The 19,092-nt window shown below is 63.3% G+C and carries 16 protein-coding genes, 1 tRNA gene and 1 pseudogene; 10 read left to right on the forward strand and 8 right to left on the reverse strand.

Translation table 11 applies throughout. The annotated features are described in order from the left end of the window. Positions 1–45 precede the first annotated feature (45 nt). Positions 46–387: a hypothetical protein gene (locus tag H7A86_RS15550; RefSeq protein ID WP_232099114.1), complete on the reverse strand. Its 342-nt coding sequence runs from the start codon at positions 385–387 to the stop codon at positions 46–48. Positions 388–649: 262 nt separating this feature from the next. Beyond that, on the reverse strand, positions 650–1,525 hold the full coding sequence (gene rimK, locus H7A86_RS15555; protein ID WP_119131070.1) for a 30S ribosomal protein S6--L-glutamate ligase: 876 nt from the start codon (positions 1,523–1,525) through the stop codon (positions 650–652). A 517-nt stretch (positions 1,526–2,042) separates the two neighbouring features. On the opposite strand from rimK, the gene glgX reads away from it, so the two are divergent. Beyond that, entirely contained in the window at positions 2,043–4,175 is a 2,133-nt protein-coding gene (gene glgX, locus H7A86_RS15560) for a glycogen debranching protein GlgX (RefSeq protein ID WP_119127578.1), read from the forward strand. Between the two features lie 79 nt (positions 4,176–4,254). Continuing rightward, entirely contained in the window at positions 4,255–4,557 is a 303-nt protein-coding gene (locus H7A86_RS15565) for a hypothetical protein (RefSeq protein WP_147421312.1), read from the forward strand. A 73-nt stretch (positions 4,558–4,630) separates the two neighbouring features. Here the strand turns inward: H7A86_RS15565 and H7A86_RS15570 are convergent, their stop codons facing one another. Further along, positions 4,631–5,023 (reverse strand): H-NS histone family protein, encoded by a 393-nt coding sequence (locus tag H7A86_RS15570; RefSeq protein ID WP_104583655.1) that lies wholly within the window; start codon positions 5,021–5,023, stop codon positions 4,631–4,633. Positions 5,024–5,111: 88 nt separating this feature from the next. Continuing rightward, the gene (locus H7A86_RS15575) at positions 5,112–5,507 is read right to left on the reverse strand and encodes a hypothetical protein (RefSeq protein WP_104648915.1); all 396 of its coding nucleotides are present in this window, start codon (positions 5,505–5,507) and stop codon (positions 5,112–5,114) included. A gap of 339 nt (positions 5,508–5,846) precedes the next feature. On the opposite strand from H7A86_RS15575, the gene H7A86_RS15580 reads away from it, so the two are divergent. Both H7A86_RS15580 and H7A86_RS21290 read left to right on the forward strand, forming a co-directional pair. After that, positions 5,847–8,114 carry a methyl-accepting chemotaxis protein gene (locus H7A86_RS15580; RefSeq protein WP_119131069.1) on the forward strand — a complete coding sequence of 756 codons (2,268 nt, stop codon included), beginning with the start codon at positions 5,847–5,849 and terminating at the stop codon, positions 8,112–8,114. 219 nt (positions 8,115–8,333) lie between these two features. Beyond that, the gene (locus H7A86_RS21290; protein ID WP_425509699.1) at positions 8,334–8,525 is read left to right on the forward strand and encodes a hypothetical protein; all 192 of its coding nucleotides are present in this window, start codon (positions 8,334–8,336) and stop codon (positions 8,523–8,525) included. 361 nt (positions 8,526–8,886) lie between these two features. On the opposite strand, the gene H7A86_RS15585 is transcribed toward H7A86_RS21290, so the two are convergent. Further along, positions 8,887–10,674 (reverse strand): YbhB/YbcL family Raf kinase inhibitor-like protein, encoded by a 1,788-nt coding sequence (locus H7A86_RS15585; protein WP_119131068.1) that lies wholly within the window; start codon positions 10,672–10,674, stop codon positions 8,887–8,889. A gap of 246 nt (positions 10,675–10,920) precedes the next feature. On the opposite strand from H7A86_RS15585, the gene H7A86_RS21085 reads away from it, so the two are divergent. Beyond that, complete coding sequence (locus H7A86_RS21085; protein WP_119131067.1) at positions 10,921–11,298, forward strand: hypothetical protein; 378 nt, start codon at positions 10,921–10,923, stop codon at positions 11,296–11,298. Positions 11,299–11,579: 281 nt separating this feature from the next. Here the strand turns inward: H7A86_RS21085 and H7A86_RS15590 are convergent. Further along, positions 11,580–11,990 (reverse strand): annotated as a pseudogene (locus tag H7A86_RS15590) (zinc-binding dehydrogenase); the annotation flags it as partial. Positions 11,991–12,425: 435 nt separating this feature from the next. Here H7A86_RS15590 and atpC point away from each other — a divergent pair. After that, a complete protein-coding gene (atpC, locus tag H7A86_RS15595) occupies positions 12,426–12,968 on the forward strand; it encodes an ATP synthase F1 subunit epsilon (protein ID WP_228960267.1) in 543 nt (180 codons plus the stop codon). Positions 12,969–13,037: 69 nt separating this feature from the next. Beyond that, positions 13,038–14,543 carry a DASS family sodium-coupled anion symporter gene (locus H7A86_RS15600; RefSeq protein WP_119131066.1) on the forward strand — a complete coding sequence of 502 codons (1,506 nt, stop codon included), beginning with the start codon at positions 13,038–13,040 and terminating at the stop codon, positions 14,541–14,543. A 334-nt stretch (positions 14,544–14,877) separates the two neighbouring features. Here the strand turns inward: H7A86_RS15600 and H7A86_RS15605 are convergent. Next, positions 14,878–14,951: transfer RNA gene (locus tag H7A86_RS15605), tRNA-Gly, on the reverse strand. A gap of 121 nt (positions 14,952–15,072) precedes the next feature. After that, on the reverse strand, positions 15,073–16,857 hold the full coding sequence (locus H7A86_RS15610; protein ID WP_119131065.1) for an autotransporter outer membrane beta-barrel domain-containing protein: 1,785 nt from the start codon (positions 16,855–16,857) through the stop codon (positions 15,073–15,075). A gap of 190 nt (positions 16,858–17,047) precedes the next feature. Between H7A86_RS15610 and thiS the strand changes: the two genes are divergently transcribed. The 3 genes from thiS to trmB all read left to right on the forward strand — a co-directional run bounded on the left by thiS (position 17,048) and on the right by trmB (position 19,050). Beyond that, a complete protein-coding gene (gene thiS / locus H7A86_RS15615; protein ID WP_104583664.1) occupies positions 17,048–17,248 on the forward strand; it encodes a sulfur carrier protein ThiS in 201 nt (66 codons plus the stop codon). Positions 17,249–17,297: 49 nt separating this feature from the next. Next, entirely contained in the window at positions 17,298–18,092 is a 795-nt protein-coding gene (locus tag H7A86_RS15620; RefSeq protein WP_016903327.1) for a thiazole synthase, read from the forward strand. 172 nt (positions 18,093–18,264) lie between these two features. Then, complete coding sequence (gene trmB / locus H7A86_RS15625; RefSeq protein WP_119127565.1) at positions 18,265–19,050, forward strand: tRNA (guanosine(46)-N7)-methyltransferase TrmB; 786 nt, start codon at positions 18,265–18,267, stop codon at positions 19,048–19,050. The last annotated feature ends 42 nt before the right edge of the window (positions 19,051–19,092 follow it).

Raw genomic sequence — 19,092 nt, forward strand, 5'->3', positions numbered from 1 at the left:
TTTCGTGTTGGCTTATAGTCGTTTGATGGCCGCACGCGGCGGCGGTTAGACACTGCCCGGTACTGATCTGCGAACCAGGCGCACGCGCGCGCCGGCGGTTGGCCGACCATCTTCGCCTGCCATGGTCAAAATCTGGGTGATGAGCTCCTGGTCGTTATGCGAGCCTGCGCGCTGCTCGGGCAGCAGCGCGGCGACACCCGGCTGTGCCTCAGACGCGGCCACGATGCGCTTGGGTGCCGCTGTCACCTTAACGTGCTCATCCTGACTGATCCCGGAGTGCGTCTGGCCCTTGTGCAGATCGCTAGGCACCTGCTGCGCCGGCGGCCTGGACGGCATGTCGATATCGGCCGCCACTGCGCAGGCAGGGCCGGTCAGCAGACCGATCACGATGAGCAGCCTTCCAATGCCGCGTTGCCTTGCCATGCCGACGCCTCCTTGTGTGCCTGAGCGATTTAACATCAGCGAATGTAGACGCGAAGCCTGGGGGCAGCAAGCCGCCACATAAAAAGGCCCAAGTGCGACAACGCACTTGGGCCAAAAGTTCATCCCGATCACCGTCACTGCCGAGAGCGGAGCTACGGTCGGGTGAGGCTAGCGAGGAAAGGATTAGATTTTCGTTAAATTTTCGATAACAGCACGGGTGGCCCGATCAGCGGATCGAATGCTCCAGGTGCTGGATGATCGCCGCCGCCACGTCCACCTCGCAGACCCCTTCCACGCCCTCCAGTCCGGGGGTCGAATTGACCTCGAGCACCAGCGGCCCGCGCGTGGAACGGATCAGGTCCACGCCCGCCACGGCCAGGCCCAGCGCGCGCGCCGAGCGCACCGCGACCTCCTGTTCCTGCTCGGTGGCCTGGGCCACCGCGGCGCTGCCGCCCAGATGCAGGTTGGAACGGAAGTCGCCCTCGGCCGCCTGCCGGCGCATGGCGGCAACGACCCGGTCACCGACCACGAAGCAGCGCAGGTCCGCGCCCTCGGCCTCGCCGATGAACTCCTGCACGATGAAATTGGCGTAGAGCCCGCGCAGCGCCTCGACCACGCCGCGCGAGGCGCTGGCTTTCTCGGTGAGGATCACCCCGGCGCCCTGCGCGCCCTCGTTCAACTTCACCACATGCGGCGGCGGGCCGAGCATCGACAGCAGGTCCTGGGTGTCGTCGGGGTTGTCGCCGAACACGGTCACCGGCATGTCGATGCCTTGCGCGGCCAGCAACTGATGCGCGCGCAGCTTGTCGCGCGAGCGCAGGATGGCATCGGAGGGGTTGGGCGTATAGGTGCCCATGAATTCGAGCTGGCGCAACACCGCGGTGGCATAGCGGGTGACCGAGGCGCCGATGCGCGGGATCACTGCGTCGAACCCGGTGATCGGCTTGCCCTTGTAGTGCAGGCTGAAGCCGTCGGCGGCGATGCGCATGTAGCAGCGCAGCGGGTCGAGGATGCGCACGGTGTGGCCACGCTTGCGCCCGGCCTCGATGAGCCGCCGGGTCGAGTACAGCTTGCTGTTGCGGGAAAGGATGGCGATTTTCATCGCAGCAGGGGTACGGCGCGGCCTGGACATGGTCGGAGTCTGATGACGGAGTGACCCAAGTCCGCAGGTCTGCCGGTCGATTGCACGGGCGGGCAGCGTCCCTGCCCTGCATGCTGCGTTCGACGGGTGTGCGACGGCCCCGAGAATGGGAGGCGGAAGCGACGCAGCAAGGCAGCTGTCACACTGCATGCGTTGCATGACTCCGACGGCCTGGATGCTAGCAGGGCGCCTGCGCGGCGCTCAAGCGCGCGCGCATGACACCGGTGATGCACAGAGAGGGTTTGTCTGGCGACAGCCGCATAGACAACGCAGCCGACCCGCGCGATGCGTACATGTCAGATCCCCGCGGCCGTGCACCCTGTTTTTCCGTCACTGCGGTCAGAAAATAACGGGCGGCCACGCCCTGCAACAACCGCCCTCACGCCGCCCCCCTGCCGTCGTGACGCAGTTTGCACAGCTGCCCACGCAATGCTTGAGTCCCCTCAATGCCGGCATGCCGGCGCACCCGAGACTCTCAATGCGACGTCCAGCAAGCGCGGCTTACGCCAACCCCTCCCGCATCCGCCAAGGACGCCCGTTTCCGCGCGGCGCCGTCTTCGATGGCAAGGGCACCAATTTTGCATTGTTTTCCGCGCATGCCACCCGCGTGGAATTGTGCCTGTTCGACGAACAGGGCACCGAAGTGCGGGTGGACCTTCCGGAATACACCAACGAGATCTGGCACGGCTACCTGCCCGACGTCAAACCCGGACAGCGCTACGGCTACCGCGTGCATGGCCCGTATGAACCGACCGAAGGCCACCGCTTCAACCACAACAAGCTGTTGATGGACCCGTACGCACGCGAGATGGATGGCGACCTGATCTGGGCGGACGAACTCTACGGTTATACCGTGGGCCACCCGGACGGCGACCTGAGCTTCGACGAGCGCGATAGTGCGCCGTTCATGCCCAAGTGCGTGGTGGTCGAAGACACCTACGACTGGGAAGACGACGCGCGCCTGCTGACGCCGTGGAACGAGACGGTGATCTACGAGACCCACGTGCGTGGCTACACCATGCGCAACCCGCAGGTACCGGAAGCCGTGCGTGGCACCTTTGCCGGCCTGGCACAGCCGCAGGTCCTGCAATACATCAAGGACCTGGGCATCACCGCGGTCGAACTGTTGCCGGTGCATGCGTATCTGGACGACCAGCATCTGCTGGACAAGGACCTGCGCAATTACTGGGGCTACAACACCATCGGCTTCTTCGCGCTGAAGTCGCGTTACCTGTCCAGCGGGCATCGCGATGAATTCCGCGACATGGTCAAGGCCATGCACAAGCAGGGCCTGGAAGTGATCCTGGACGTGGTCTACAACCACACCGCAGAAGGCAGCGAGCTTGGCCCGACGCTGTCGTTCAAGGGCATCGACAACGCCAGCTACTATCGCCTTGCCGAAGACAAGCGTTACTACATCAACGACACTGGCACCGGTAATACGCTCAATCTGAGCAACTCGCGGGTGATCCAGTTCGTCAACGATTCGCTGCGCTACTGGGCCAGCGAGATGCATGTAGACGGCTTCCGCTTCGATCTGGCCACGATCCTGGGACGCGAGCCGAGCGGCTTCGACCAGCGCGGCGGCTTCCTGGATGCATGCAACCAGGACCCGTTGCTGTCGGAGGTCAAGTTGATCGCCGAGCCCTGGGATTGCGGCCCCGGTGGCTACCAGGTCGGTCACTTCCCGCCGGGCTGGTCGGAATGGAACGACAAGTTCCGCGACAATGCGCGCGAGTTCTGGAAGGGCGAGGACGGCAAGCTGGCCGAGTTCGCCACCCGCTTCACCGGCTCGGCAGACCTGTTCGATCGTCGCGGTCGCCGCCCGTGGGCGTCGGTCAACTTCATCACCGCGCACGATGGATTCACCCTGCGCGACCTGGTGAGCTACAACGAAAAGCACAACATGGCCAACGGCGAGGACAACCGCGACGGCTCGTCCAACGATGGCTCCTGCAACTACGGCGAGGAAGGCGACACCGAGAATGCGGACGTGCTGCAGATCCGCGAGCGGCAGATGAAGAACCTGCTCGCCACGCTGCTGCTTTCGCAAGGCACGCCGATGATGCTCGCCGGCGACGAGCGTGCGCAGTCGCAGGGCGGCAACAACAATACCTATTGCCAGGACAACGAGATCACCTGGCTGGACTGGGAAAACGACCCGACCGATGGCCGCCTGACCGACTTCGTCAAGGCGCTGACGCAATTGCGCAAGCGCTATCCGATCCTGTCGCGCGGCCGCTTCCTCAACGGCCAGTACAACGAAGAAGCGGGCCTGCGCGATCTCACCTGGCTCAATCCCGGTGGAACCGAGATGGACGACGCGCACTGGACCGACGCCGGCGCACGCTCGGTGGGACTGCTGCTGGAAGGCAAGGCACAGACCTCCGGCGTCAAGGAGCTGGCCAACGACGCCACCTTGCTGATCGTCATCAATGCCTACCACGAAGGCGTCACCTTCACCCTGCCCTCGACCGACGAACCGGTGCATTGGAAGCTGGTGCTCTCGACCGACGAAGCCCTGGAAGTGGACATGATGCCGGCAGGCGCCAGCGAATTCCTGGCCCCGCCGCGCAGCGTGTCGGTATTCGAGTGCAAGAACGACCAGTAACCCTGATGCGATAAACCAGACGCGCGGTCTGCCGGAACTCCGGCAGGCCGCGCGTTTTTTTTTTCGACAGAGGAAATGGATGCTCCGGTTTGAACCGGATCTGCACTGCCGGTCGGTAAATACCGCTGCTGTTTTCGTGTGCGGTTACCACTCTGCCGCTGACACCCAGCTGCGCGTCAAGCGCGGGGCAAACAGCAGCGCGCCTGACGACGGCGCGATCGCAGATCAAGCTCCGATTGCTTTGCTGGCGAAAGCGCTTTTTAAGGCGGTATCGATGACACCTATGGCCTGGATTACGGCGACATCGGCAAGCGTGATCACTGCAGCCTTGATTGCACGATCCGGCAACGCCCGCAATGCAGCGCGGCACTTACAGCGCTAAAACCAAGGTGCAGGAAGGCCGTAATCGCCAGGCCACAGGCGTGCGCGCAGCCAGACCGTGACTCTTCAAGAACTCAGCCCGGATACAGCGGGAATCGCTTGTCCGGATGGTTGGCCTTCCATTCCTTGTAGGAGCTGGTGCCTTCCCATGCCTTGAACGCGCGCGGTGTGCGGCCACGCCCGGACCAGGTCTCGCCGGAATGCGGAATCCAGTACTTGGCGACGACCTCGCCCGTGGACGACAACGGCCCCTTGGACTTGCCAGTCATTGCCAGCGACGCGATCTGGGACTTCTGCTTGGCATTGAAGCGGCTGCCGAACTGGGTCAGCACCTCGACCACCTGGTCGAAGGCTTCCAGCGTCTGGGCGTACTTCAGCTGGGCTTCTTCCTGCTCGAGCTTGCGCAGCTCTTCCAGCAATTGGGCTTTGGCGGCGGCGGCGGATGAAGCGGGCGGAACCTGGCGCATTGGCAAAACTGAGGTTGGAAGGGTCAGCGAGTATTGCTGTTGCGCCGGCTAGCGTAAAGCGGCCGGGCGCGCCCGAGTCTGGCCGCGCTCAGCGATGGCGCAGCAAGGCGTGCTCGCGGGCCATGGTCAGCACCGGCCCGATGCGCCCGGCCCGGATCAGCTCGCGGCAGTGCTTGCCGACGAACTCGACCCTGGGCGCCGAAAACCACTGAACCACCCGATCCAGCTCGCCGGCGTTGATGGACCAGGCATGGCAGACCGCCTCGCCCAGTTCTTCCACGCCCACCAGCCCCAGCTCGCGGATCTGCTCGGCATCCAGCGCGAACATCTCCAGCACCTTGCCCGCATCGTCCGGCGTGCCGTAGTCAAAGCGCATCTGCCCGGCCAATCCGGCGCAATACGCAATAGAGGCTGCGCGCGCGGATTCGGCGCGTCGGATGCCCTTGAGAAGTGCGCCGATAAGTTGAGGGTGCGTGGTGGTCATGGTGCTCGCTCGACGTGCCCGGCACTATGCCCATCGCCGCGCACCCGCTCAATCAGGAGCTTCCTGACCATGGGGAAGGAAATGGCGGAGCAGGTACCGACCCCGGCCTGTCGCCCCCATGCTCGGCGCCCCCTACGCTGTGTAAGTAACTCACCCACATCCGCCCCGAAATGACCCCACGACGATTGAGGCAAGTTCCGACGGCATAAAGTGACAAGTGCCGCAAAAAGCACACCATTTGTATAGATCTTGAATATACATGTATGCCTTTTCTTCATTCCTTGCGGTAGAGGCCGCTAAGTGTGTGTGCGCTTTTGCACAGCTCCGAAGGTTTACGAGATGGAATTTCTTCAAAGGCACGGCGTTGGTAAGCGCCTGGGCGCCGCATTCGGCGTCCTGATTCTTCTTTCTGCCATGCTTGTTGCAGCAGGCCTGTGGACGATGTCTGTTTCCAAACACCAGTTGGACTCGATCGTTCAAGACCGGATGGCGAAGATCCAGGTCGCCAACGAAATGCTGGACGCCAACTCATCGATCCTGGTAGCGCTCGGGACCTATGCAATGGTCACCAGCGATGCGCTCAACAAAGAGGCTGTCAAGACCATCAGTGACGAACGGGCCCGCTACAACGGGCTACGCGAGAAGCTCAGAGCCCTGGACAGCCTTTCCTTGTCTGAAGGCGGGCGCCGCGTCAGAGTCGCCCTGGACGAACGCCGCACCATCGCTCGCAGCTTCACTGATCAGGTGATGGCCCTGTGCGCCGAAGGGGACCGCATGGGAGCACAAACCCTGCTGAGCGAGAAGGGAAGACCCGCCGTCCTGCTCTGGCAGAAAACACTGCGGGAGTTGGTGTCACGCCAGAACAACAACACCAAGGATGCGTACGCGGAAGCACTGGCCGCCATTGCAGGCGGACGGGCCATGCTCATTACCGGTGGCGCCGTTGTCCTGATCGCAAGCGCTTTGCTGGGCTGGATCATTACCCGCAGCCTCACCACGCCCCTGGCCCGTGCAACACAGGTCGCCAATGCCATTGCGCAAGGGGATCTGACCAGCAACGCGCAAACCAAGGCTCGGGACGAACCGGGGCGTTTGCTTCAGGCAATGCAGGTCATGCAAACGCAGATCCGCAGCCTGATGGCGGCCCAGTCAGACATGGCCAGGCGCCATGACGAAGGCCAGATCAGTTTTCTGATGGATGCCAGCGCACTGCCCGGCGACTACGGCCGCATGGCCGAGGACACCAACGCCCTGGTTGCCTCCCACCTCAGCGTGCAGTCCAACCTCGCACGCATCATGGGCCGCTATGCCATTGGCGACCTGAGTGAAGACATGGAGCAGTTGCCTGGCGAAAAAGCCGTGCTGACGCAGACCATGAATGAAGTCAAGACCAACCTGTCTGCCATGAACCTGGAAATCAAGCAGTTGGCACAAGCTGCTGCCAATGGCGACTTCACCGCACGCGGCGATGCGGAACGGTTCCAGTACGACTTCCGCGTCATGGTCGAGAGCCTCAACCTGCTCATGGCCACCGCGGACAGCAACCTGCAATCCCTGTCCTCGCTGCTGCAGTCCATCGCCGCAGGCGACCTCACGGCCCGCATGACCGGCGAGTTCAAGGGCGTCTTCGCCCAGATGCGCGACGATGCCAATACCACTGCTGCACAGCTTGCAGAGATTGTCGGACGCATCCAGCAGTCGGCGGTGTCCATCAATTCGGCAGCCAGCGAGATTGCGGCAGGCAACCAGGACCTGTCCCAGCGCACCGAACAGCAGGCGGCCAACCTGGAAGAAACCGCTGCCTCGATGGAAGAACTCACCTCCACCGTGCGCCAGAACGCCGAACATGCGCGCCAGGCCAACCAGCTGGCGATCGGCGCCGCAGGCGTGGCATCCCAGGGCGGCGAAGTCGTCGGCCAGGTGGTTGCAACCATGAGTGGTATCGAGGCGTCGTCCAAGAAGATCGCCGACATCATCTCGGTCATCGACGGTATCGCATTCCAGACCAACATTCTGGCATTGAATGCCGCCGTGGAAGCGGCGCGGGCCGGCGAGCAAGGCCGCGGCTTCGCGGTGGTGGCCTCGGAAGTGCGCACCCTGGCCCAGCGCTCTTCCGGCGCAGCCAAGGAGATCAAGGACCTGATCGACGACTCAGTGCAGCGCGTTGTGGAAGGCTCGGCCCTGGTGCGCAGCGCCGGAACCACGATGACCGAAGTGGTGGCCAGCGTGCAGCGCGTGACCGACATCATGGGCGAAATCTCTGCAGCCTCGCAGGAGCAGTCGGCCGGCATCGAGCAGGTCAACACCACCGTGACGCAGATGGATGAAGCGACCCAGCAGAACGCCACACTGGTCGAGGAGGCGACCGCTGCAGCCCGCGCGATGGAAGAACAGGCCACGCAGCTGACCGACGCCGTGGCGGTGTTCAAGATCGACAAGGACAACGTTGCGGTCCGCGCGGCTCCTGCCTCGTCAGCCATTGCTGGCTCAAACAGCAACAGGACGCCAACGCCTGTGAAGACACCCGCAAAAATTGTCCCGCACCGTGCACCGCGCAAACTGGAAGCCATCAGCTCCACTGACGGCGCAGGCTGGCAGGAGTTCTGAGTCAATCTAGGTGGGCCCAGATTTTCTGGGCCCACCGGGGTTCTGATTCGCCCCGGCATTGCACAGCAGCAGACGGTGGCAAACGCTTGTCCTGCATTTCCGAGTCCGCTATAAGTTGCCCCTAAGCGGGCTTAACAGCACCGACATAGTGGCCAGGTAGGCTCGCTCCTCAGGGTCAGATGAGGTGCGGGGCTACCGTCTGTGCATCAAAGGGCATAAATGCAAACACTGATAAATGACCTGGAAGTGCTGCTGGCAGCTTGGGATGCGCAAGCAAAAATTTTTGATTCATGCGACATGCCTGCGTCCGCACTTGCCTTTCGAGAATGTCGGCGGCGCTTGAGCCTGGTCTTGGCACCGCATGTTGGCGCTTTCGGCGCACATGCCACGAAGGTCACTACCCCTCCCTGACGGAGCAGGGGTGACCCAAGCGCTTGGCCACCAGTCCAGCCGCCCAGGAGAATGCGGAAGCCTGCGCGCTCAACGGGCCACGTCCAGCACCAGCTGTTGGCCCGTAGGCGGGCATGGCTTGGCGCGACAGAGGTCAGGCGATCCCGCAGCCGGGTCGGTGTATTGGATGCAACAAATGCCGACACCCCGGGGAGTGTCGTTGCAAAGCAAAGGCCGGTGGTGAACACCGATCTCTGTTGAAAGATCACGATCTCCAGCCGTGCGGGCGCCTTCAGCGCCCGCCACGTCCGCGAATCGAAGAATGGAAAGCCCCATCTACGACAGGGATGGCAATGCGATCAACTCGCGGTTTCCGGCGCGATTACTTCGGCGGGGCGACGGTCTGGGCGTAGGTACCCAACGTTTCGCCTTTCGCCAGAACATGGCCCGACGCAGCGGCAAGCACCTCGTCCCGGGTCGCACCCGGCTTGACGTCCAGCATGGTGTCCAGCGCCAGGACCTGGAAGTGATAGTGGTGCGGCGGATCGCCCACCGGCGGGTGCGGTCCGTAGTAGCCAACCGAACCACGGCTCGTTGCCCCCTGCAGCACGCCATCGGGCTCAGTCAGACGCATCTGCTCCTGCAAGCCCTCGGGCAGCTGGGTGACCTGGGCGGGAATGTTCCAGGCCACCCAATGGACGAACGGCGTGATGGGCCTGGCATCGGGGTCTTCCATGATCACGACGTAGGACGTGGCCTTGGCAACCGCTTTCCATGACAGCGCCGGCGAGACGCCATCGGCGTAATCGCTGAAGCGCTTGTCCATCGCAGCGCCGCTGGTAAATGCGAGCGCGGTCACGGTGAGCGTTCCCTTGCTGTTGGTCTCGGGACGAGCCAGGGCGAGCGGCACCCCATTGCCCTGGTTGACCTGTTTCTCGAGCGACGCCGCTGGTGCTGCGCTGGGTTGCCCTGCTGCCGCAGCGCGGGCCGGCGCGCCCGTGGCGGAGATGCGGTAGATGACGCCATTGGCATCGTCCGAGACCAAGAGCGCGCCGTTGGCCGTCTCCGCAAGGCCCACGGGCCGCGCAAAGTGTTTCGTGCCGCCCTCGGTCAGGAAGCCGGTCACGAATGGCTCGAAAGCGACCGGCTTGCCGTTTTCGAACTTCAGCCGCACCACTTCGTAGCCGGACGCCGGCTTGCGATTCCACGACCCACGGAAGGTGATGAAGGCATCGCCCTTGTAATCGGCCGGGAAGGATGCGCCCCGGTAGAAATGGAACTGCATGGCCGCGGCGTGAGCCGTGTAGCCCAGGACCATCGGTTCGCTGATCGCGGCCCACTGCTGCTTGGTCATCTCGCCCTGCGGCGTGCTCTGCGGGTTGACCCCGTCCTTGCCCCAGATGTGGGGCCAGCCATATTGCTTGCCCTTGACGATGTGGTTGAGCTCCTCCGGCTGGACCTCATCGCCCAGGAAATCCATGCCCTGGTCCATGCCCCAGAACTCGCCGGTCGCAGGGTCCCAATCGAAGCCGATGGTGTTGCGCAGGCCACTGGCAAAGATGGTGCGTGACTTCCCATCGGGCGACACGCGCAGCATCGTCGCGTGCTCGGGGTTGGTCTCGTTGCACGCATTGCAGGTCGAGCCGATGCTCAGATACAGCATGCCGTCCGGGCCGAATGCCATCGTGCGGTTCGGGTGCTGCCCACCGTCCGGTAGATCGCCCACCAGCAACCTGAGTGGTCCCAGGGTTCCGTCTTTCAGAATCGGGGCGACGAACAGCTCCTTGACCGTGACCAGGTAGAGCTGGCCATCGCGAACCGCCAGGCCATGCGCTCCGGATCGGTTGGCCACCACCTTGGCAGGTGCGTCGAGCTTGCCATCGTCGTTGGCGTCCTTCAGCAGCAGGACGTCGCCCTGATCACGCCGGGACACGTAGATGTTGCCGCCCGGCGCCACGGCGATGATGCGGGCATTCTTCAGCCCGGTTGTGAGCGGCTTGATCTGAAAGCCTGCCGGAACTTTCAGCCCAGCCATCTGACCAGCACTGGCGTCCACCTTGTCCGGCTTGAATGTGTGCACCTGCGCCGGCACGTCGGTGCCGTCCCCTTGCTGCGCGTGTGCGTGACCTACCAACAATCCGAGCAGTGCTGCGGACAGGATACGGCGCATATGGCTCTCCCGATGCGTGGATAAAGTGCTCTCAAGGACTGCCTGGTGGATCGGCAGCCGACACGATCTTTTTGCACGGGATGCGTGATGGGAACAGCAAGGAAACGCCTGCTTCACCTTGCTCACGGCCCATGGCCATGGCCCGAGTGAATTAGACACCGGGCCGGTTGACGCAAGCACAGTCGGTACAGGTCACAATGACGACGATCGGGGTCAGACAGGCAGGTCCTGCGCAAGGAGATTTCGGTGGAGACATCTGTTGTCGTCACATTGGAGGCCGCGTTCGCCGGGTTCACATTCCTGCCCTGGATTGCGTGGGCACACAACAGCCTCAACCCCACGTTGATTCTTCATGCAGAGCGTGTGGAGTACCGCGTCTTGCGGACCCGTACTCGGCCTTACGCAGATGTTGCCTTGGTCGACTACCGGAAGACCCACGGAACCGAGAACATCGTGCTTGCGTTCCACGGATCGAAGACCACCTTCATTGCGAACACAGGGCTGCTGCGACGGACCAGGGAGGCCATCCACTTGCTCCACCAGCGTGGCTGCCCTCTTTCGGATCGTGCGCGTGCATTGATTTCTCCAGGCAGCAGCAACGACACCCACAACCCATCGCGCTGACGCACCCGCCCGACGTGCAAGGCTCAGACCACCGCAATGCCGCTGCGTCGCTGCGCCGGCTGACCACAGCGGGCTCAGCGGCAGGTTCGGCGTCGGCAGCGGTCAAACCGCGAAGCGCCCGGTCAGCTCGTCGTGGGCACCACGGTCTGGCGCAGGGGCGGATGCAACGGAAACGAGCCGCGCTGCTGCTACGCAACGCGTTGCATCCCCTACCACGGCCCAGCTGTGCGTGCCCTCATTCCAGGGCGACGCCCTCCACAGGCTTGCTCAATCCGCGAAGCTCAACACCACCGACCTTCGATGGCGCCTTGGTGCATGCGGGTAAATACCTCGTTGATGTTTTCGAGCCGGTCGGTCTGGACCGTCGCGGCCACCTTGCCCTGCCCTGCGACGTTCAGCGACTCTTGCAGATCCAAACGGCTGCCGACGATAGATCCCCGCATGGTCACACCGTTGAGCCCTCCTTCTTCGCATTGACCGCCACAGTGGCGCCCGGTCGCCCGGCGAGATCCAGCTTGGCGTCGTCCACATCGACCGCTGCCACAGTGAGTTCCATCGCCTTGGCGTATTGCACGGCCATATGACCCAGTCCGCCGATGCCGGAGATGACACCCAGTCTCCAGGCTTGGTGTCGGTCATTTGAGCCCCTTGTAGACCGTCACACCTGCGCAAAGAAGGGGAGCGATCTGAACGACTTCTTAGAAGGCAAGCGTTGGAGTGAAGCCAAACGCCTCACCTCAAAGCCCCTTTTGAGTTCAATCAATTTTTCCGTGGCGCGAGCGCTTTCCAGCAGGCTGCACGCCATGCACCTGGATGCCCAGGACCCAACATCAGAAACGACCGGTAAATAAGCATCAGCTCTCCGCATCCTTGACTGACATTTTTTGCGTGACGATGCCCGAATCAATTCGGTTTGCTCCGGCACATACCAGCATCCCAGCTTGCCCCAGAGGCCGTTCGATCCGAGTTGATCGAAATCAAGGCAGGCGTGTATGGTGCAATGCATCATGAGACCCGAGGTGGCACCGGTTGGCGTTGCTTTTCGGTGTCGAAGTCGCGCCGTGATGGCGAGAAAGAAAAGCTGTTGTGGGGGGCAACAGCGTCATATTTTTTCAAGGAGTGTGGACATGAGGCCTGGTGAAAAATCAGCAGTCGTTACCGGTGCTGCGCAACGCAGTGAGGCTTCTTCGAGCAAGGCTTCAGGCGGATACGACATGCACGCACACACGTCTGCCCATCCCAGACCCGACTTCATCGCCAATGCCCAGCAGACCTTCGGGCTGACTGTCGTGAGCCTTACGGGAGCCCAATGGGAGGGACGCGCTCGGGAGGTCAGTCTTCCTGGAGAACGGGGCCGATTTGGCGTGATGGCACGACATACACCAATGCTGAGCACGCTGCGCGAAGGCATGATCCTCATTTATCCGGAAACGGGCGAGCCGCCTTTCCAGCTGTATGTGTCGGGCGGCTTCGTCGAGGTCCAGCCAACTCACGTCGCCGTTTTGGCTGACCTGGCGCTGCGAAGCGAAGACCAGGACAGGGCGAAGGCCGAAGTTGCGAAAACTGCCGCGAATTCGCCCATGGCAACGTCTCTCACGGACGCTGCCTATGCGCAAACGCACGCCGAGCTCATGCATCACTTTGGGGAAAGCCCACGCGCCAAGCCTTGATGACTGGAACCGCGGCACATCGCCTCAAGCGTTCTCCGCTTGTTGAACAGTCATAAAAGAGGGTCCCGCATGTCAGGTCGCGTCAAAGCAGCATTCAAGTATTTCAATCAAGCCGTGCCGTTCAAACTGCCTCAGGCTCTGGTGACAACGGCCGTGCTTATCGCATTGCTCTTGCTCCCGTGTCCTGAAGGCCTGACGCCCAAGGCCTGGGGGCTGGTCGCCATCTTCCTGACCACCATCATCGCGATCATCCTCAAGGTCATGCCCATCGGGGTGATGGCGATGATGGCCATCGTCATCGTCGCGCTTTCCCAAGTCACGTCAACCAGCTCCAAGGGTGCGATCACTGATGCGCTCAGCAGCTTCTCGAGCCCGCTCATCTGGCTGATCGTGGTTGCGATCCTGATTTCCCGTGGCCTGAAGAAGACGGGCCTGGGGAACCGTATCGGCATGGTGTTCATTGCGCTCCTGGGCAAACGGACACTGGGCATCGGCTACGGCCTGACGATCTGCGAGCTCCTGCTCGCCCCCTTCACCCCCAGCAATACCGCGCGTGGCGGGGGCATTGTTCACCCCATCATGAGGTCTATTGCCAACTCGTTCGATTCCGATCCGGCCAAAGGCACGCAAGGCAAGGTGGGGACCTACCTGGCATTGGTGAACTACCACGCCAATCCCATCACATCGGCAATGTTCCTCACCGCCACAGCACCCAATCCGCTGGTGGTCGATTATGTGGCCAAAGCGACGAATCAACAGCTGCACCTGTCCTGGACGACCTGGGCGCTCTGCATGCTTCTACCGGGGCTGGCCTGTTTGATCATCATGCCTCTGGCCATCTATCTGCTGTCTCCTCCGGAGTTGAAGGCCACCCCTAACGCGGTTGATTTCGCCAAGACCGAATTGAAGACGATGGGGCCGCTGACGGCGAAAGAAAAAGTGATGATCGGGACCTTTGGTTTGCTGTTGGTCCTTTGGGCGAACGTGCCCGCCATGATTCTCGGCCCCTCATGGACCCTGGATCCCACAGTCGTGGCATTCGTTGGCTTGTTTACGCTGATCATCACCGGCACGCTGGACTGGGACGACGTGCTTTCCGAAAAAAGTGCGTGGGACACGCTGGTGTGGTTTGGCGCGCTGGTGATGATGGCCGAACAGCTCAACAAGCTGGGCGTGGTTGGCTGGTTCACCGAGGCCATGAAGGGCGCCATCATCGCGAGTGGAATGGGATGGAAAGCCATCGCCTGCGTGCTCGTCCTGGCCTTTGTCTTTTCCCATTATCTGTTCGCGAGCACCACCGCCCACATCAGTGCGATGCTGCTTGCGTTCCTGGGCGTGGGTGCACTGCTCATACCGCCGGATTACGTCATCCCCTTCATGCTCATGATGACCGCGTCTTCGGCGATCATGATGACACTGACGCACTATGCCACGGGGACCTCACCCATTATTTTCGGCAGCGGCTACGTCAGCCTGGGCGCCTGGTGGAGGATCGGACTGATCATGTGCCTGCTTGAGCTTCTCATCTTCACTCTCGTCGGCAGCGCCTGGTGGAAAGTCCTTGGCTTCTGGTAGATCTTGGATCTCCCCATGAGCAGCCAGGAACACAGCGCCTGACACGCCACCTGGCAACGGCCAACTCATCGCGCAGCGTGGAGCAGCACCTGCGTATCCCGCACGACCTGCGACAGAAAGGCCGCAAGAAAAACGTCAGGACGCTTGCCTGCATGCCACGTGGCACACCGCAACCGATGCTGGATAGATGGCATGCGGGCCGGCCGAGCGCGACATCATCAGCGGCGTGGGCGAGATTGATACCTCGCTTGATCCCTCAAGGGACATCGCTCGGAATCATCAATCGGCCGAAATATCCAGCCAAGTCAGACACTTAGAGACTTGGCGGAAGCTCTGGAGCGGGCGATGGGAATCGAACCCACGTCAGTAGCTTGGGAAGCTACAGCTCTACCATTGAGCTACGCCCGCGTGGCGTTGCGAGAGTGTAGGCGGGTGCGGGTGTCGGGCGCAATGTGCAGACGTGACGAGGGCCGGTTGCCCGGCCCTCGTGTCTTGCAGATCTACCGCGTGGACAGCTGTGCGGCGCGGATCAGAAGTTGCCGCTGAAATTCACGAACAACGTCGCATCGCGGGCACTGCGCTGTGCGGTGGTGGTGCTCAGGCCGATATTGCTCTGCAGGCCCCACAGGCCGGTGCGGGCGCCCAGCACGACGGTCGCATAGTTGCGGTCGAAGTTCTGGCCCGGGACGGTGTACATGCCCACTTCCGGCATCGACTGCAGCCAGGCGCTGGCTTCGGTGCCGTCCTTGAACTCGTGGTCGTAGGTTGCCTGCAGGTACGGCTTGACCATTGCACCGTCCAGGCGCACCTGGAAGCCGATGCGGCCAACCATCGAATCGATGTCCTGATCGGCGTAGCCCAATGCGGTGGAGCTTGCGTTGCCCTCGGTGTAGCCGTCGAGCTTGAGCTTCTGCCAGGTCAGGCCGACCACCGGGCCGTACTTGACGTTGCCTTCGCCCAGCGAATAGCCGGCGTTGACCGCGGCGGTGAGGTTGCTGCCGTCCGGCGAGCCGCTGTGCACACGCGTGGCTGGCCCGAGCTGCACTTCGCGGTCGACGTCGTAGCTGAGCCAGCTGTAGCTGACCTGGGCATTGACCCAGACCGGGCCGGTGTACCAGCCGAAGAAGCCGCCGAGCGTGGTGTCGTCCTGCTTGAAGCTGCCGTTGCGGTTGCCAAAGTCGGCATCCATGCTGCCGAAGCCGGCAAAGCCGCCGAACACGAGATCGCCGGCAGTCCAGTCCACGCCGAACAGGCCGGCCGGGGCCATGCCGTCGTACAGATCGGCGTGGTCGTAGCGCTGCATGTCGCCACGCACGCTGCCCCACCAACGCAGGCCATCGGCGTCCGGCTTGCCGTCCAGATGCCAGGCCACCTGATCGGCGCGCGCACGGCCGATCGCCTGCGCCGAATGCGTCAGCACCTGCTGCAGGCGCGGCGCTTCCAGCAGCGAAATGGCGTACTGGCCCAGGATCTGGTGGGTGGCGGTGGTCGGATGGATGCCGTCGGCAAACACATAGGTGTTCGGCGCGTTGGCGGCGACCAGGCTGGTCGGGTTGCACGTCGGCAGCGGCACGGCCGGGTTGCAGGCGGTGCTGGTGACGTTGCTGAACCCGTAGGTGCCCGGATCGGCGACCACTTCCTGCAGGATGTGGAAGGTATCGACCGGGATCACGCGCAGGCCGGCCGAGCGCAGGCCATTGAACAGCGCGGTGTTGTAGGCGGTTGCCGCCGCAGTGCCCTGCGCCATCGCGGCGGCACCGCCGGCGCGGAAGCGCGGGGTGATGCCCACGTCCGGAATGGTCGGCACCATCACGTAGCGCGCGCCGGCCGCCTGCAAGGCGCCGACCGCCCCGACCTGCGCGGTGACCGCATTGCCGATGATGACCTGCGCCTGGGCCGGCGCAGCTGCAGCGGCGAGCAGATCGTTGGCGCCGCCCCACACGGTGTAGAGCGCGTTCGGATTGGCCTGGCCGCCGTTGGCGCTCAGGTAGGTGTTGACCTGGCTGGTCACCGACGGCGCTGCACCAAGCACGCTGGTCGAATTGGCCTGGATACGCGCGCCGCCGGCAGCGTAGTTGTCGCCGGTCTGGCCGTTGCCGTTGGGTGCTGCATTGGTGCCGTAATGGTCGGCGACGTATTCGGCCCAGACCCAGCCCGGGTTGGTGGTGAACTTGCCGGTGACTGCGCGCGAGGCGGCCGGCAGCAACGGGTTGTAGTAGCCGCTGTCGGTGAGGCTGTCACCGAAGAACACGGTCTGGTCGAAGGCAGACGCGGCCATGGCCGGGGTGGCCGCAATGGCGATGGCCACGGCCATCAGGGAACGGATCGGGCGAAGAGTTGAAGCCATGGAAGTGCCTGCTCAAGGTAGTGTGGAACTGGACCGGACCTGCTGACGTACGCCGGCGCATGGCTCATGGTTTCACCCTCGCCGCCCGCGCTCACGCTGCATTGCCGCATAACGCAAAAACGCGCGCCCTGACGGCACGCGATGCCACAATGATGACATGAACATTCAACTCAACGGCACCCCGCGCGACATTCCCGACGACTTGCTGCTGGCAACCCTGCTGGAGCAGGAAGGTCTTGCACAGCGGCGCGTGGCGGTGGAGGTCAATGGCGAAATCGTGTCGCGCGGGCGGCATGCCACGCACCGGTTGCGTGCCGGCGATGTGGTGGAGATCGTGCACGCATTGGGCGGCGGCTGATGCGGCGCGCAGGCCGGCGCAGCCGCGCGCGATCGGTGATAATTGCCTGATGACCAATACCGCCCCCTCTGATGCGCTGATCATCGCCGGCAAGCCCTACCGTTCGCGCCTGCTGACCGGCACCGGCAAGTTCAAGGATCTGGACGAAACCCGCCTGGCCACCGAAGCGGCCGCCGCGCAGATCGTCACCGTGGCGATTCGCCGGGTGAACATCGGCCAGGACCCGAACGCGCCCAGCCTGCTCGATGTGCTGCCGCCGGATCGCTACACGCTGCTGCCCAACACCGCCGGCTGCTACACCGCTGAAGATGCGGTCCGCACCTGCCGGCTGGCGCGCGAACTGCTGGACGGCCACAACCTGACCAAGCTGGAGGTGCTCGGCGACGAGCGCACGCTGTATCCGGACGTGGTGCAGACGCTCAAGGCCGCCGAGCAGCTGGTCGCCGACGGCTTCGACGTCATGGTCTATACCTCCGACGATCCGATCCTGGCCAAGCGCCTGGAGGAGATCGGCTGCGTGGCGGTGATGCCGCTGGCCGCGCCGATCGGCTCCGGGCTGGGCATCCAGAACAAGTACAACCTGCTGGAAATCATCGAGAACGCCAAGGTGCCGATCATCGTCGACGCCGGCGTGGGCACGGCATCGGATGCGGCGATCGCGATGGAGCTGGGCTGCGACGGTGTATTGATGAATACCGCCATCGCCGGTGCGCGTGATCCGATCCTGATGGCCAGCGCGATGCGCAAGGCGATCGAGGCCGGACGCGAGGCCTTCCTGGCCGGGCGAATTCCGCGCAAGCGGTATGCCTCGGCGTCCAGTCCGGTGGATGGCGTGATTGGATGAGTGGGTGTGCTGCGTTGACATTGCAGTCGATGCGCAATGCTTGGCGGTGTGAGGTGCCGGATGTGGCCGTTGCCAGATCGCGCATTGCTGCGAGTGCCCCCTCACGCCCTACCCTCACCCCAACCCCTTTCCCAAAGGGAGAGGGGCTTTGTTTTCTGATGTGACCTACTTCATGACTGATCCTTTCACCAGCGACGGCGCCAAGATGCCGCCCAAGCCCTTCACCATCGAAGAGGGCCGCCGGCAGGTGCGCAGCTTCGTGCTGCGCCAGGGCCGCTTTACCCCGGCGCAGCAGCGCGCGTTCGACGAGCTGTGGCCACGCTTCGGCCTGGACTACAGCGGCACGCCGCGCGACCTGGATGCGGCGTTCGGCCGTCCCGCGCCCAAGGTGCTGGAGATCGGGTTTGGCAACGGGGCGGCATTGCGCTTTGCCGCCCAGCAGGACCCCAGCCGCGACTACATCGGCATCGAGGTGCATGCGCCTGGCGTCGGTCGCCTGCTCAATGCGCTGGACGATGACGGCAGCACGCATGTGCGCCTGTACCACCACGATGCGGTGGAAGTGCTCGAGCACGAGATCGCCGATGGCGCGCTGGACGAGGTGCGCATCTACTTCCCCGACCCATGGCACAAGAAGCGCCACAACAAGCGCCGCCTGATCCAGCCGGCGTTCGCGGCGCTGGTGGTGCGCAAGCTGCGCCATGGTGGCCGCCTGCACGCGGCCACCGACTGGGCCGATTACGCCGAACAGATGTGGGACGTGCTCGACGCCACACCGGGCCTGGTCAATCGCGCCGGCCCGCGCGGCCACGTCGAACGCCCCGCCTGGCGCCCGCAGACCCACTTCGAAACCCGCGGCCAGAAGCTCGGTCACGGCGTGTGGGATTTGCTGTATGACCGGGATTCGGAAATCGGGAATCGGGAATCGCAGGAGCAAACGGCGATGCCCCCCGGATAACTCACAGCGTCAGCGCTTTCCCGCTCTGCCAATTCCCTATTC

Origin of the sequence: Xanthomonas euroxanthea, assembly GCF_903989455.1 — a bacterium.
Taxonomy (GTDB): domain Bacteria; phylum Pseudomonadota; class Gammaproteobacteria; order Xanthomonadales; family Xanthomonadaceae; genus Xanthomonas; species Xanthomonas euroxanthea.

Bases quoted from the DNA above. Each gene is read 5' to 3' on its own strand.
- rimK (WP_119131070.1), bottom strand. From the start codon at position 1,525: ATGAAAATCGCCATCCTTTCCCGCAACAGCAAGCTGTACTCGACCCGG.
- glgX (WP_119127578.1), top strand. From the start codon at position 2,043: ATGCGACGTCCAGCAAGCGCGGCTTACGCCAACCCCTCCCGCATCCGC.
- H7A86_RS15565 (WP_147421312.1), top strand. From the start codon at position 4,255: ATGCTCCGGTTTGAACCGGATCTGCACTGCCGGTCGGTAAATACCGCT.
- H7A86_RS15570 (WP_104583655.1), bottom strand. From the start codon at position 5,023: ATGCGCCAGGTTCCGCCCGCTTCATCCGCCGCCGCCGCCAAAGCCCAA.
- H7A86_RS15575 (WP_104648915.1), bottom strand. From the start codon at position 5,507: ATGACCACCACGCACCCTCAACTTATCGGCGCACTTCTCAAGGGCATC.
- H7A86_RS15580 (WP_119131069.1), top strand. From the start codon at position 5,847: ATGGAATTTCTTCAAAGGCACGGCGTTGGTAAGCGCCTGGGCGCCGCA.
- H7A86_RS21290 (WP_425509699.1), top strand. From the start codon at position 8,334: ATGCAAACACTGATAAATGACCTGGAAGTGCTGCTGGCAGCTTGGGAT.
- H7A86_RS15585 (WP_119131068.1), bottom strand. From the start codon at position 10,674: ATGCGCCGTATCCTGTCCGCAGCACTGCTCGGATTGTTGGTAGGTCAC.
- atpC (WP_228960267.1), top strand. From the start codon at position 12,426: ATGAGGCCTGGTGAAAAATCAGCAGTCGTTACCGGTGCTGCGCAACGC.
- H7A86_RS15600 (WP_119131066.1), top strand. From the start codon at position 13,038: ATGTCAGGTCGCGTCAAAGCAGCATTCAAGTATTTCAATCAAGCCGTG.
- H7A86_RS15610 (WP_119131065.1), bottom strand. From the start codon at position 16,857: ATGGCCGTGGCCATCGCCATTGCGGCCACCCCGGCCATGGCCGCGTCT.
- thiS (WP_104583664.1), top strand. From the start codon at position 17,048: ATGAACATTCAACTCAACGGCACCCCGCGCGACATTCCCGACGACTTG.
- H7A86_RS15620 (WP_016903327.1), top strand. From the start codon at position 17,298: ATGACCAATACCGCCCCCTCTGATGCGCTGATCATCGCCGGCAAGCCC.
- trmB (WP_119127565.1), top strand. From the start codon at position 18,265: ATGACTGATCCTTTCACCAGCGACGGCGCCAAGATGCCGCCCAAGCCC.